Annotated in this window: 14 protein-coding genes; 7 read left to right on the top strand and 7 right to left on the bottom strand. The window is 37.5% G+C overall.

The window, feature by feature from the left end:
* Nucleotides 1-214 precede the first annotated feature (214 nt).
* Nucleotides 215-568, bottom strand: a complete 354-nt coding sequence (locus tag C2M30_RS16100) for a hypothetical protein (protein WP_105172417.1) — start codon at nt 566-568, stop codon at nt 215-217.
* Nucleotides 569-677: 109 nt separating this feature from the next.
* Here C2M30_RS16100 and C2M30_RS16095 point away from each other — a divergent pair, with 109 nt between their 5' ends.
* From C2M30_RS16095 to C2M30_RS16075, 5 genes are all read left to right on the top strand, one after another.
* A complete protein-coding gene (locus C2M30_RS16095) occupies nt 678-923 on the top strand; it encodes a helix-turn-helix domain-containing protein (protein WP_105172416.1) in 246 nt (81 codons plus the stop codon).
* Between the two features lie 531 nt (nt 924-1,454).
* Nucleotides 1,455-2,063 carry a hypothetical protein gene (locus C2M30_RS16090; RefSeq protein ID WP_158683499.1) on the top strand — a complete coding sequence of 203 codons (609 nt, stop codon included), beginning with the start codon at nt 1,455-1,457 and terminating at the stop codon, nt 2,061-2,063.
* Nucleotides 2,053-4,041, top strand: a complete 1,989-nt coding sequence (locus C2M30_RS16085) for a hypothetical protein (RefSeq protein WP_105172414.1) — start codon at nt 2,053-2,055, stop codon at nt 4,039-4,041. The genes C2M30_RS16090 and C2M30_RS16085 overlap by 11 nt, the downstream gene beginning before the upstream one ends.
* Nucleotides 4,031-4,918 (top strand): ATP-binding protein, encoded by an 888-nt coding sequence (locus tag C2M30_RS16080; protein WP_105172413.1) that lies wholly within the window; start codon nt 4,031-4,033, stop codon nt 4,916-4,918. Before C2M30_RS16085 ends, C2M30_RS16080 begins: the two co-directional genes overlap by 11 nt.
* On the top strand, nt 4,905-6,020 hold the full coding sequence (locus C2M30_RS16075; RefSeq protein WP_105172412.1) for a hypothetical protein: 1,116 nt from the start codon (nt 4,905-4,907) through the stop codon (nt 6,018-6,020). The genes C2M30_RS16080 and C2M30_RS16075 overlap by 14 nt, the downstream gene beginning before the upstream one ends.
* A 410-nt stretch (nt 6,021-6,430) precedes the next feature.
* Here C2M30_RS16075 and C2M30_RS16070 read toward each other — a convergent pair whose 3' ends face one another.
* Nucleotides 6,431-6,700, bottom strand: a complete 270-nt coding sequence (locus C2M30_RS16070; RefSeq protein ID WP_105172411.1) for a hypothetical protein — start codon at nt 6,698-6,700, stop codon at nt 6,431-6,433.
* A 317-nt stretch (nt 6,701-7,017) separates the two neighbouring features.
* On the opposite strand from C2M30_RS16070, the gene C2M30_RS21650 reads away from it, so the two are divergent.
* Both C2M30_RS21650 and C2M30_RS21990 read left to right on the top strand, forming a co-directional pair.
* Nucleotides 7,018-8,688 (top strand): lamin tail domain-containing protein, encoded by a 1,671-nt coding sequence (locus C2M30_RS21650; RefSeq protein WP_199775898.1) that lies wholly within the window; start codon nt 7,018-7,020, stop codon nt 8,686-8,688.
* An 11-nt stretch (nt 8,689-8,699) separates the two neighbouring features.
* On the top strand, nt 8,700-9,398 hold the full coding sequence (locus tag C2M30_RS21990) for an endonuclease (protein ID WP_199775911.1): 699 nt from the start codon (nt 8,700-8,702) through the stop codon (nt 9,396-9,398).
* A 499-nt stretch (nt 9,399-9,897) separates the two neighbouring features.
* Here the strand turns inward: C2M30_RS21990 and C2M30_RS16050 are convergent, their stop codons facing one another.
* The 5 genes from C2M30_RS16050 to C2M30_RS16030 form a co-directional block, all read right to left on the bottom strand.
* Complete coding sequence (locus tag C2M30_RS16050) at nt 9,898-10,350, bottom strand: hypothetical protein (RefSeq protein ID WP_105172410.1); 453 nt, start codon at nt 10,348-10,350, stop codon at nt 9,898-9,900.
* Between the two features lie 493 nt (nt 10,351-10,843).
* The gene (locus C2M30_RS16045; RefSeq protein ID WP_105172409.1) at nt 10,844-11,176 is read right to left on the bottom strand and encodes a hypothetical protein; all 333 of its coding nucleotides are present in this window, start codon (nt 11,174-11,176) and stop codon (nt 10,844-10,846) included.
* Nucleotides 11,177-11,608: 432 nt separating this feature from the next.
* Nucleotides 11,609-12,100: a hypothetical protein gene (locus tag C2M30_RS16040; RefSeq protein ID WP_105172408.1), complete on the bottom strand. Its 492-nt coding sequence runs from the start codon at nt 12,098-12,100 to the stop codon at nt 11,609-11,611.
* A 399-nt stretch (nt 12,101-12,499) separates the two neighbouring features.
* Nucleotides 12,500-13,096: a hypothetical protein gene (locus C2M30_RS16035; protein WP_105172407.1), complete on the bottom strand. Its 597-nt coding sequence runs from the start codon at nt 13,094-13,096 to the stop codon at nt 12,500-12,502.
* Between the two features lie 79 nt (nt 13,097-13,175).
* On the bottom strand, nt 13,176-14,243 hold the full coding sequence (locus C2M30_RS16030) for an SH3 domain-containing protein (RefSeq protein ID WP_105172406.1): 1,068 nt from the start codon (nt 14,241-14,243) through the stop codon (nt 13,176-13,178).
* Nucleotides 14,244-14,366: the final 123 nt, after the last annotated feature.

Below are 14,366 nucleotides of genomic sequence, written 5' to 3'. Positions count from 1 at the left end.
GGAAGACCGATTTGGGCTGAAAACAAATCGGCTCAAATCTAAACTGACAATTCTAATATAGTTTGTTCAAACAGTTCGATAAAAAACACTCCATCATTAGAGAACCATTCAAGTACGTAAAGTGGCGTTTTCGTACTGAACGACGTTTTTCTATCGGTGGCAAAGGCTTTGGGCTAATAGATTCCTTTACTAGAGCAACCTTTGTTGCACGTTATTAGCGGGTTAACTCGCCGATAACGTCTTTTAACTCGACAATCTCGACCTGGATACCTTGTGTTTCGGATTTCATTAAAATCAAAGTTAGCTCTTCCATACAATACTCATCGAGGTTCCCTTCCGCCTGGATAGGTAGAGTGTACAATGAGCCTGAGGATTGCGGCCACGCCCAACTATCGACTTCTGACAATTTTATGGGTCTTGAATTTGAACCAGATGATAAGCGCCATCCAAGCGGACCTAAATCAGCAAAAATTTTGTAATAAGAGTCACTTTTCTCAGGAGTCACTTTTACTAGGATCCACCCTTGTGCGTGGTAACTGGGATGCATTAATTCAAACCTTTCGTTCATAAAAGCCACCTTTGTTGCTTATAATCAACATAATTTGAATATTGTCTATGTTTTAAAGATTGTCAATGTGCGAGTATAAAAGATCAATATTCAGCATAAACGATTCACAATGAGTAAAAATTTTGATGAAGCACTTGCAAAGTTGATTGGTAGAAACATCAAAATGCTACGTTTTGATAAGGGATTAAATCAAGAATTTGTGTGTGAAAAAGCAGGCATTGATAGAAGTTACTTAAGTCGTATCGAAAACGGGAAAACACAAGTAACAGCCTCAATTATTTATTCAATTGCAATTGCTCTAGACTGTGAAGTTACCGACATCTTTCCAAACGTTTCAGACATTCCCCTAACATAGCACTGCCATTCACCTTCAAAAAACAACTCCACACCCCAAATCGTAAAGATTTTAATACAAAATTATAAAAATAAATTTTTTTATTGGAAAATTGCAGTGACCAAAAATCAACCAAGTAATAAGCCAGCGAAAGAACAGTAATAAGCCAGCGAAAGAACAGTAATAAGCCAGCGAAAGAACAGTAATAAGCCAGCGACGGGAATAAAATCATTACGTTCAGTTAATTTTTTTAAAAAAATATTTTGTTACAAACTTAATACCAAGAATAAATCATTGATATTGAACAAATACAACTCTCAATTCAACGCAAGACCAGAGCACACTAAAAAACGCCCTTTATTTTAGATTTCAAATATTGATATGTTGGTAGATTCAGCTCAAAAGCCTTATAGCTTTGGCTTTTGGCAGTATTTCCCCAAAAAAAATTATTACAACTGGAATTAATTATCCGAATGACAAAACTTTTAATTAGAACATTTAATGTACTATATGTAAATACCATGAGTGTAATTTATAATTCGGAGAATTTAGGTGAGATCTAAAATTTTCGTTTATCGCCGAGGCATGCATCGTGCGGATCTAAGCAGTCAAAAGACGGGTTGCCGCATCATGACAATGTCGCACAACGAATTAGCTTTCGCACACTTGCTTGAAGCCGATCCAAATGTACTCCGCTTCACGGCACAACCAGCTAAATTCACTTTCTCAGGTATGCGTTATACACCTGATTATTTAGCCGAGTATGCGTGCGGTACACAAGTCATTTGGGAAGTACATCGAAAAAAGGGTATGAAAAATAACTACCTAGAGAAGCTCAAACTGTTTGCTTCTGAAATCGCTTATCGTGCGAATATTAAATTTTGCTTATTCTTCAATGAAGATATTGATTATAAACTAATTGCGAACCTCCGCTATTTACGAAAATATCAAGTTGAGACAAATAGATTTGAAAGAATTTTAGAGTTAAGTAAGGCGCTACCATCGCAAATCGACATCGCTTCTGCTGACTCATTTCTCAACGAAAAGCTGGGCCGCGGGCATTCAATCAGAACGCTACTATACAACGGCTTTTTCAGCACTGATTTAAGCCAAACAATCACTCAAAATACAAAAGTTTGGAGAGTGAAAGGTGGGTGTTAGTCCAAGCAAATTTAAAGCTGAAAATGGTGCAATCGTTGATGTCGTATTTAATGACCATCTGTCAACTGTATTGACCTTTACAGATAAGAATAACAAAATAAGTCGCGTAACATTAGATACATCAAAGTTTCTTTTATTTAAAAAAGAGCATGCTCTTACCCCAATAGAAGAGAACAAAAAGCTACCATTACCTACATCACTCGCGTTAAAAAATGCGAAGAGAGTCAGGCCTTATATTGAAGTGCTCGAGGAGCTTGTTAAAGAACGCAATTTAGCACCGCATTCATCTGAAACATATAATTTAGTTATTCAGTTAGTTAACGCACGATATCCGCAGTCTGATATTCTAACAACACCAAAGCGAAAAACTCTGAGCCATTGGTGGAAAAATTATGTCGATAGTCAACATGATATTTACCACGTATTAAAACCTTCGCGTGAAAGGTGCACACCCGATGACAGTAAAGCTGAAAGACTACTCAGAAACTATATTGAGCGCGCGACTGGCAATACTGACAAGAAGCAAAAAGAGCACCACAAAGAATATGTAGAAAAAGCGCGCGAATTAGGCCTAAAACATTACAGCATTTCAAAATTTAATCGCGCTATTCAAGATATATCTGAGTACGTTCGCGTGATGAGTGACCCTAACTCGTCTGAAGTATTAAAACAGTCATATCGGTATAAATATGTAACTAAAGTCAAAACAAGTTTTTGTCTTGAGCGCGTTGAAATTGACGCCTCAAATTTCAATCTGAAAGTCTTTGATGAAAATGGACAAGCAATTGGCCCTGTGACAATTTTCGCTGCGATAGACTGCTATTCAAAATATCCACTTGCGATACACATTCAGTATAAATCTGGCGAATCCGCTGAGGCATATCAGAAACTTTATCGAGAAATGATTTCGGGTAGCTCCCCCTCTCTCAACGCCGACGGCGTGCCGATGATGATTGTCGGAGATAACGCAGCTGGACTGAAAGCTCATAAAACCGGAGTGATTTATTCATCGCGTTCAGATTTTTTGAGGCTACCACCTTACTACCCGCAAGGAAAAGGATTTATTGAGCAGTTTTTCGATATGATTAAAGAAAACTTCTTTGAGAAGCAGCCCTATGCAATCATTGATGAGAAAACAGGCAAAAAGATCTTCGGGGAAGGTGTACAAGGATATACAGAAACTCCAACCGATATAAAAAATCACACACCTGCTGAAAAAAGGGCTTCAATCACACAAATCGAGTTTGAGCGACGGTTTCATGATTTCTTATGCGACTATGTAAATACAAAACAAGCAAGTCTGAAGAACAAAAGTCCGCAACATGTCTGGGACGAGCAAGCAGTTATTAACAACTTTCCTGAGCCCGATTTATGCGAATTAGAGCATCTATTTCACATTCATAGCACTAAGCGAAAAGTTAGAAAGAATGGCACTGTTTTCTTTGATAATTCACTTTACTCATGTCCCGATGATGGATATGGATTAAAAGAGTTATTCGATGAGTATAAACAGAAAAATAAAGACCTCTTCGTAAATGTTTTATACAGCATCTTTAACGTAAGAGTCGTTACTGTTGTATACAAACCCCGAAATAGTGAAGCTATTAGTATTACTGCTCATCGAGTTAACGTGCCTGATGAAACATCTGAAATAGCCTATAAATCGATGGAAGGCCTTAAGAGTACGAAAATAGAACAGCGCACTCAAATAAGCTATCCCGTACTACCAAAGAAATCCGGAATTAAAAAAGCTGATGAAGATAAGAAAGAAAAAGATGCGATTGATATTAGCAAAGTAACACCCAGCATGATTGACGAATTGCTATCTGAGGCTAAATCCAGTGCTATCAAACCAAACTCAACAATGTCGGTTGATTTCGAGGCTCACACACTGGACACAAAAATGCCAAAAGACTCTTTTTTGGACCGAGACACAGACAATTTTGATTCACTTTTTGGAGAAAATAATGATGAGTAGTCATATATATTGCCACGCGAGTTTTAAGTCAATCGTAGGTAGAATTAGTGAAGTGCATAAACAAGCTGGAGATAGGAAATACTCTCTCATTATCACTGGCTTAAGTGGCTCAGGGAAATCTTCATTGGGCGAATGGTACGAAGCTAAGTATACAGACGATGATAAACATAAAAGTGTTATTTACGTCGAGCTTTGTCAACCGTCGAGCTCTCTTAACTTCGTTGCTCAAATAATAGAAGCCATTGGTGTACCAATTTTGAACCGCCGACCATCATTTAGTGGCGCGTTACATCAGTTAAAGCGCATCATTCAAGAGCGTAATATTGAAATGCTTATTCTAGATGAAGTGCAAGAGTGTCTACCTGACAAAGATGGTATAAAAGCGCAGCAAATGGCGAAAACTTTGGTCTCTATTATAAACTTATGCGCTATTCCAACAGTTTTGATGGGTACGCCTTCTGTTACTCGCATCATCGAACTCGACTACCTCTCCGATGGGCAAGGATTAGCCAGAGAAGAGCAACTTTCTTCTCGATTTCTCGCACCAGTTAGCCTAAATCATTTAAACCGCAGAAACCAAGACTGGCAAGAAACAATCGCTTTTTTTAAATCAAAACATAGCCTTAGGATTGATGTGGAAAATGAAGACTTACTAGACAGAATTTATGTAGCGTCCCAAGGGAAAATCGGTTTCATAGATAGACTTTTCTCATTTGTAGATAAGAACCAAACAGAGAATCCCATGGAACTATTTTTCGAAAGTTATCAGATTTGTGATACCACAAAAGAAGTAAATCCTTTTAACCCCCGTAGTTGCCGAAAAGATTTTGTGCAGCGTCGTATCTCAAAGCTCATTAAGCAATATGACCTCAGATAAACCAATTCAGATTGCTGAGGAATATTACCTTAGCTCAATCCTAAGGTTACTGAAATATAAAGGGTTGCTCAGTATTCATGACGTTTTCTTAGAATATTACATACCCACTTTGCTAGAACCTCACAGAAAAAAAGCAATCGCGAGGCTCAGCAAACTGCATTTATTCGAAAAAATAGAGTCTTCTTTACCTATTAATTCGTATCAATCAAAGCGGCTACAACCAACTCACTACATCGGTGTTAAAGTATGCCCTGAATGCTTAAAAAAATATGGCTTTATAAAAACAGAATGGCTTGATTTATATCTTACCTACTGTGAAGAACACCAATGTTCATTAATCTCGTCTTGCAGTCAATGTAACGAAGAACTCGATTGGGATGTTCCGCTACTTAACGCAAAGTGCTCAAATTATTATTGCTTAAAGCCACTCAAACCCCAAAATAACAACCTGTGCGAACTATCAAAAAGCCAAATTGACGATTTATTGATTGCAACCATCTTGTTAACAAAAGACATCTCAAAAATAGAACCTCAGCATAAATACTTCCCTGTGGGAAATGTAATATCAGAAATGAATAAAACGCTGTTAATTCTTAGTGACCAAGACGATAAAGAATCACAGAATCTGGATAACTCAATTTATCCAAATAATATAAAAGGGGCTTGGTTCGATTTAACTATGATGAACATGCGCAATAGCTGGCCAGTTTTTAATTCCAAAAAGCCTAATATTGTTAGCTTTATAAGTACATTGGAAGATTCAGTTTTAATGAGTCAGTCTGCGATGGAGCGAGAATTTAACTTTAGCAGAAATGACTGTTTGTCTTTAGTAAAAAAAGGCATGCTAAGAGAAGTAAGTAGCGACCTACTTTGCCACTATGAACCTAATTATGATATATCGCCCTTATTCAAAGAGCTAAACACACTATCATCAAAAGTAAACTCACCAAATGACTATATAAAAGCATCTAAGCCATTACAAAACCTAAGTAGCTATATAAACACAAGAAAGCTCTTAGAAGCGTTGCTCGTCGAACGTAGAATAAAATATAACTACATAGCTAGAAATAATCTTTATGACTCTCTTTCATTTTTCTTATGAGGCTACTTGCTAGTTTCATTTTTTGAATTTTTAAGGTAAACCGCGGCACCAACCAACATCGAAAGAGGCAATAAGAAATAGATAATTTCTACCATAAAATACTTCACTTTATTCTCTATAATTTCACTGTATATCTGCCTGCCAAATTATTCAAGCTCTCAATGAAGCATATCAAATTGCCACATGAAATCACCTTATTAGTTCACTTACATGAACTAATCGCATTTTGAATGATAAAAGTTCGAGATAGTAAATTTTTAGGCGGTTTCGTTCGCGTTAATGAACTGCTACAGGCTAAATAATTACAAGTAAAAAAGTCAGCGACTGAATGCAGTATAGAATTGGGGACAGAAGAATCTATGAAAAATTATTACTATTAGGTTTCAAACTAGAGTCTGATAATCATTTAGTTATTTTAAGTTGAAGTAATTCCATGTTTTTGGGCCAAGCGTTTTAGCAAACGCTTTTGCATCTTCTTTTGTTTTATAGCCTTTTACACCGCTTTCATACAGCGCATGAATTGCTTGATGATTATCTTTAATTGTTTCTGTTCCTTGCCAAAGTAAATTGCCAAATTCATCATATCGTTCAGTAATCCACTCTATAGCAGATACCGAGATCAGACTTTTATCTGCCTTGTAAAACTTAGGAGGGGTTGTTGTATTGGCTACAAACCACATTTGATAATTCCTTTTCAGTGCTCTAACTACTCGAAAGTATTTGATGTGAGTAAATCGCACTTCAACTAGTTGAAAAATGCCCACGATACGAGCTTAGCTTAATTATTTGTTAATATTTCTTTTTATTTAATTTACTTATAACTATAAATAAACTTATTTTAACAACCCTATCACATTGTTTAATATACAAATACCCTGAGTAACTCTGAATTTTAATAACTAGTTCTTACTTTATCTAAATCATTATATTTTAATGTACAGTGGTGCTCTTTCAAGGTGTACTTCTCCCAAAAACAATTAAAACTTGAGTGTTTTCAATGAAAAAAATAATACCAATGTTGGTCGCTTCTAGCATATTTAATGTGCATGCAAATGTAGTGATGACTGAATACGTGGAAGGTAGTTCAAACAATAAAGCTATCGAAATATCCAATTTAGGCACTACCGATGTTTTATTGGGGGCTGAGGGTTATAAACTTTCTCTATACTCTAATGGCGCAACTACTGCAAATGCGGAACAAGCGTTGACAGGTAAGCTCGTCCCTGGTTCAAGCATCGTCATCTATAACAATAATGCCACAGACGAATTTAAAAAACCTGAACCTCAAGGTTTAGGGTCAAGTAGTGTAATCAATTTCAATGGTGATGACGTAGTTATTTTAAGTAACAGTTCAGGCATCGTTGATACTTTTGGTCAATTAGGTGTAAGAAAGCAATGGCAAAATGATGCTGGCTTTAATTCAAAAGACACTACCTTAAGGCGATTAGATAGCGTTGTTCAAGGCGATAACAATGCTGAAGACGACTTTACCAGTCAAATGGCTCAATGGACTCATTTCGAAAAGAACACCAGTAATGGTTTAGGTTGTGCTAGTGAAGCGGCATGTGATGGTACACAACCATTACCAGAATTCGAGGCGCCTTCAGATCCTGGTATTGTGGTGATCACAGAATATGTAGAAGGTGGCGGAAGCAATAAGGTTATTGAAATTTCAAATGTTGGTGGCTCTGATGTTGATTTAGCCCCTTCAGGTTACAAACTGCAACTCTATTCAAATGGTGCAACAACGGCCAATGCTGAAGTGCATTTACAAGGTTTATTAGTGCCGCAGTCAAGTATTGTGGTCTTCAATAGCGGTGCTACTGATGCATTTAAAAAGTCAGCGCCTCAAGGTATTGAAGCAAGTTCTGTAATAAACTTTAATGGCGATGATGCTATTGTGTTAGTGAATGCCGACGGGGTTGTTGATGTATTTGGTCAAGTTGGCGAACGCAAAGAATGGTCGAATGATAATGGCTTTAACTCAAAAGATAAAACACTAAGACGACTAGAAACAGTAGTACAAGGTGACACAGTTCAAGATGATGACTTTGCGCCAAATATGACCGAATGGGTGGTGTTCGATAAAGATACCTCTGATGGTTTAGGTTGCGCAAAAGAAGTCGCATGTGATGGCACAGAGCCATTACCAGGAGAAGGTACGAAAATTGATGATGGTACGGACCCTGGGGGCGATGAAGTTTGTACTAACTGCCCTGATTTAGAAAAGATTAAGAATAGAGCTGACTACAAGTTTGAAACTTATTATAGCAATGCCCTTACTGCATCGAGCGATGATTTAGTTTCGTTTAAAGCTGCACTTTCGCAAGATATTAGTGTTGATTACAAACAGCTGACTTATTCAGAAGTCTGGACTGCGCTTACCCATACTGATGAAGACCCAAGTAACACAGATAATTTGATGCTGATCTATTCCGGTAAATCAATTCCAAAAGCCCATAATGGTTCAGGGGCAAATTCAAGTAATCAAGACTACTGGAACCGTGAGCATGTGTGGGCAAAAAGCCATGGCTTTCCTGAAAGAAACCAACTTGGTTATACGGATATTCATCACCTTCGCCCCGCTGATGTATCAATGAATACACAACGAAGCGATAATGACTTTGATAAAGGTGGCGACCCAGTCTCAGAAGCACAGAGAACTTAAAGAATGGTTCAATCTCATGGGAGCCAAGAGATGCAGTTAAAGGCGACGTTGCACGAATGATGTTTTACATGGATGTAAGGTACGAAACGGGTAGTGATGCAAGTATGCCTGACTTACTTCTAATCGACGAAGTCGAAACACCTCGTTCAGGTATTGAAGAGCCTGTCGGTAAACTAGGTAAGCTGTGTTCGCTTTACCAATGGCACTTTGACGATCCGGTTGATGCGTTTGAAATTGAGCGTAATGAGGAGATATTTGAGTTCCAAGGTAACCGTAATCCGTTTATTGATAATCCTGATTGGGTTGCAGCTATTTACGCATCTAACTGTGAAGAAGAAGTAACGCCATTAACTGTAACTGTTGATACTCCAAGCTCGGCTTTAGAAGAAACTGACCTTGCGTTAAAAGTAACAACATCGATTGAAGCAGATGAAATTACACTTACGCAAACTTCAGGTGTAACGGTTTCATTTACACAGTCAGCTAATACGTTTGCCATGACTTTACCAAGTGTAACAAAAGACGAAACAGTAACTTTTGATATCACAGTAAAAGCCGGTGAGCAAACCGTTACTGAGAGTATAAGCTTCGTAGTTACAAACTTGGCTGAACTGCCAACACCGCCGGAAGAAAAAGATTCAAGCGGCAGCTTAGCTTGGTTAAGTTTAATGCTACTTGGCCTACTTGGTAGAAGAATTAAAGCTAATTAATTACTAGATTAATAGTCAAGATATACTTGCCAGTCAGGAATTCTGACTGGCATTTTTTGTTAACAAATAAAGGAGAAAAGTTGTATTTGTGATAGTACTTTTCCACACTTCTCTTTGCGGTATTAATACTAAAGAGAAAAAAATTCATCTAAGTATTCCGACAAACAAGACTGTAGGCAACGCGTTGAGTCACTGCCAATTAAAGTCTGAGTTACGAAATAACCACTGATCTTAAAACCTCTATGCGCACTCTTCTTCTAAGTAAGTTCACTATTCCTCAAGCTATTTCGGTTTTTTTGAAGGTAGCCTTGGATCTTCGATATAGATTAAGCTTCTCGCCAGTTATTATTTTGGCTGTTCGATTTAAGACAAGGTTAATCAGCACTCGGGCTGCTACGTGCCAACAACTGTCATTCGTGGCGTCTGCCGTAAGCGACACAAAAAAACACACAAAAATTGGCGACGAATGAGTTCAAGCCTACTGTCTTGAGTCGTTGGTTTAACGGCTTTGTTCAGATCGCTTTATTATAAATCGTCTACAAGCCCAAAATTCAAATGTCGCAATAGCAAACAAAGATATTAATAAAAGAGGCGTACTCTTAATTGCGAGCGCTATCCCAGTAATTAGGCTCCAAATATATAAAAAAACTATTGAGTGTTCAGCAAAAAATAGCTCTTTACTTGTTTTATGCCCTAAGTATCTATTTTTATACTTTTTAATAAGTAACGGGTTTGATAAATATTTACAAACAACAATATTGATTGAGACATAAAAAACGAAGTAAAAGCCTATGAAAATGATAATTTCACTTATTTCGAAATAATTAGCTAATGGCTTAATATATGGGACTAAAGCACAAACCAACAATGAAAGCGCAGTCCCAATTTGACTCATAGAGCTTTTCGAAGCTCTATTTGGCCAGTATTTGTTATTTTTACGAACTTCAACCACTGAGTTCTTAATTGATTTTTCACTATTAAAATGAATGTACCACAGGGATTTGATTAGTTGCTCCTTATAACCCTAACATGTTTATAGCGAGCTAATAGAGTGTTTTTCTAACAAAGCGTAGCTCGTTTTTATGAATGACTCATTTGTAACAAACTTAATAACTATTTGACAGCAGTTATAACTCTTAGAAGGTTACCAAACTGAGTGATTAGGTCATTTTCCTGACTATGAAAGCAATATACTGTGACGAAATAGAAAAGCAATTTTGAATGGCCGAAGTTCGCTCATTTCTGCCAGATACATAATGAAATTCAGAGGGTTACTTCCGCTTTGTGCCAACAACTGTCATTCGTAACGCCCTCATAAAAGGCGGCCAATACGTAGGTTGCTTTGTGTTAATTTGGAGCGCAGCGACAACACAAAGCGCCCGGAGTGTTGGGCGTCCAGCCGGCGTGTATTTGCCGGCGCTTTTTAATGGGCTTGTTATGTGTTTCTAGGAGATCTCAATTTCTTCACGAAACAGTTTCCAGCCTTTTTTCCTCATACATTCTAAAATTTGAATAGCCCGAATTTCAGTGTTTGGTGGTTTAGGATATTCCTTACCGAGAGATTCAATACAATTCTCTAGATTTTTATCTCGAACGTTTTTCTCATGGTCTGAAAGGCGGTATTCATAACTCTTATCAGATGGAATCCACCATTGTAATAAAAGACTAGATGACTGGCCCAGTTCAGAGCCTAATATAGCCTCAGATGTTGATTCGTAGGTGCCTGTAGAGCAACCTGATAAGAACACCATAGCTAGAATTGATAATCGAATCTTCATCTTCACACATAACAGTTTATTAAGAGGCAAGTTGCCTCTTTTTCTACCGCAACATCGCCTGTTTACATTCTGAAGTAATTTATAACACTAATAATTTGTTGTTACTAGTCAGATAGTTATTTGCCAATTAACATTTTGTGAGTTGAGGAAAACAGGCAAATTGCCTGTTAATATTATTAAGGGGGAAGTAATTATTAAGAAATGAAAAGGAATAATTTTTACTTAAAAAAATAAGAGTTTGATATGTGCATGGTGTAATTTATTCAATGGCCGTAATTCGCTCATTACTGTCAGTTACATAATGAAATTCATAGGGTTACTTCCGCTTTGTGCCAACAACTGACGGTGGTAATGTCGCAAATAAACGGCTAAATTTAGTTGACTAAAATTTGTGAGATACGAAAAAAACCAACTGGTTTTTGTCCGTACTTTTCAATTTTCATTGTAATGTTTTCTAATTTCGATTATACACTCAGCTTCATTTTCCCCACCAAGATAATCAATCTCAACATAATCACCAATTTTCACTTCATATGTTTTACTAAAGGTTATGTTCTTATAATTTCTAAGTTTTTGGTCGAAACATGTGAAAGATATCCATGGATGCTCTAGTGACGAACCATTCTCAAAGATAACTTTTTCTGTCGTCCTAGATGTGTATTCATAACCTTTTATTTTTCCTGAAATAGTTTCATAGTTTGTTATACCCATCGAGTGACCAATAATTCTAAAGGAATAGCTAGCTAATTGCCCAAGCTCTAATAAAGCAATAGGTATTAAAATAACTACTCCCATGATCCTCAAAACACCATATTTCTTTTTATAGAAAAAGTCATACGCGCATTTACCACCCACAGCAAAAAAGACACCACCATGCAGTAGAGCTATAGAAAATAAAGCCGAGGCAGAAAAAACAACCTCCAAAATGCGCTCCTGTTGTTTAATTGAAAAGCAATTAAATTTCGACCCATTGGAACGTTTTCTACCGAGCCGCGGGGCAATTTATCATTGTACCACTTCTACCACACTAGCTAACTTGTTGCTACAGATAAACTTTTAATCATTGTAGAAATAATAAAAAGGATAAAAACGACCAAATGAGTCGTTTGCCTGAATTTAGGAGAAACACATAGCAACAGGACATAGAATTAGTGATGAGTAACAATTTCCCAATGACCGCTATTCGCTCATTACTGTCAGATATATAATGAAATTCAGCGGGTTACTTCCGCTTTGTGCCAACTACTGTCCAACACCTCAATAACCGGCGCAGCGTTGCTGCGTCCCGCACCATAGTCGCGAAGTTGATTGGTTTGTATGTGTTTACTCATATGGAAATCGATAGCCAGAGTTTACAAAGCCCATAAGTAAATCATGAATTCGAACAACCTCAGCAACAATAGGCAAAAGCTCGTATTCATTGCCTAATAGCACGAATACGCGAGGGTTAATGTAGAAGCCTTTGAATATATGTAAAGGAACCTCACTTACTGGAACCTCCGCTCTTACATCACTTGGTAAAAACTCCCCAACCTGATTTTTCTCCAAGTATTTATCTAGCTTTTCGTCAAAATGCTCCATTCCATCTCTGAGCTTTCTACACTTTAAAGAGCTGCTGTCATCGGTGTATAGAGCACTCCGTATTTTCCTTCCTCTTTTCTGATGAGAACTATTTACTCCACCTCGAATAGGCCAAAGGTATTTAGACAAAGAAGCTGCGTGCTGGATAATAAGCTGAAGCTGTTCGAATAGCTTATCTTTCGGTAGTTCTAGTGCTTTTTCATCATTAGCTACGACTAGCTCTATCCATTCACCGACCACCTTTGCCGCGTCTAATGCGGAATTGGTATGCCAAAGCATACTTTCAATATAGAATGCTTCAAATTGTGGATGAATATCAAAATCAAGATCCATGTTCATTTATACCAACGCCTTGCTCACCCGAACATAAGGAGCGCAGCTAGTAATTTCTCAGCTTGGAGCAACTTATTAAGCATTTCTACTCGATAATCGCAAGAAACTTAGAAGCAACCCAACCCTGCCTACCTTCTGGAGTAACTATTTCACTCCAGCTTCCAACATTTTGTACAACACGGACAAAAGAACCTTTAGGTAATTGAGATAGGATTTGTGACTGAGTACTAGCCTCTGAACGCAATCTGAGAAGACCGGCTGTAGTTGTTTTGTATATATCTTTGGCTATTGAAAAGAACTCACTTGAAGTTACAAGCTTTTTAAATTCTTTTTGACCTCTGGTTGAATCTGATGAGCGAACAAAAATCTTAATTTTAACGCCTGTTAACCCCATTGGATTCTCCACATAGGCTGGCATAGCTTTTGGTGTGCTGCCATAAACACGAATTGTTTCTTCAAAAAAAGAGTTACCATTACCCGAATGAAGTGGGTATTTGTTATCACCCGCTACCAACTTAAGTGTAGATAAATCACTTGTAGAATAATCGCTGGGAAACATGACAAATTTGAATGAGTCGCCCCAGTGGAGCTGCATTTGATCATATTTTCTTGACGGAATTCTCTGCAGGCGAGAACCATTGAGATTGAGAACCCAATTGTCAACTTCAGGTACAGTGGCTATAGCCAGCCTGAAAGCAGACTCAATAGATGAAAGCTGCTTTCGAGCTAAGCTATTTGTTTCGATGGAAAGGCTGTCCGTTTTATCAGCGAGGTCTTGTTGTTGTCGCTGCAGCTCTTTTTGAAGGTTTTCTATTACCATCACTTGGGCATTGATTTCTGACTGTCTAGCGGAAAGTGAGGATTCCAAGGTTGCTATTTTTTTTGCTGACTCCTGAATTTGATCTCTACTACTTTTAAGCTCACTCCTAAGAATCTCAGAAGCATTATCTTTTTTTATCGACTCGTGGTGAGTATGAATTTCTTTATAAACACCTAAGGAAAATGCAATGACTATGGAAAGAAGGGACACCCAGCCTCTTAGGTTTATTCGCTTTGTAATAACTGGCTCATCTTTATCCCAAGTATCCCCTCCAAATGCTGCTAGTGTGGCTGTCAAACTAAATGCGGCTATCAATATATTTATAACTAACACATTATTTCCCTCATTAATGGATGCTTAACATATTTATAGTGAGCGAGTCGCGCGTTTTTCTACTACAGTGTGACCCATTTTTCTGAATGACTCATTTGTAACAAACTTCTTAACTATTTGCGA

The sequence above is a fragment of the Pseudoalteromonas sp. T1lg24 genome (assembly GCF_002964745.1).
Taxonomy (GTDB): Bacteria; Pseudomonadota; Gammaproteobacteria; order Enterobacterales; family Alteromonadaceae; genus Pseudoalteromonas; species Pseudoalteromonas spongiae.
The sequence above is the reverse complement of the archived record's forward strand: the minus strand, read 5'-3'. Positions and strand labels throughout refer to the sequence as shown.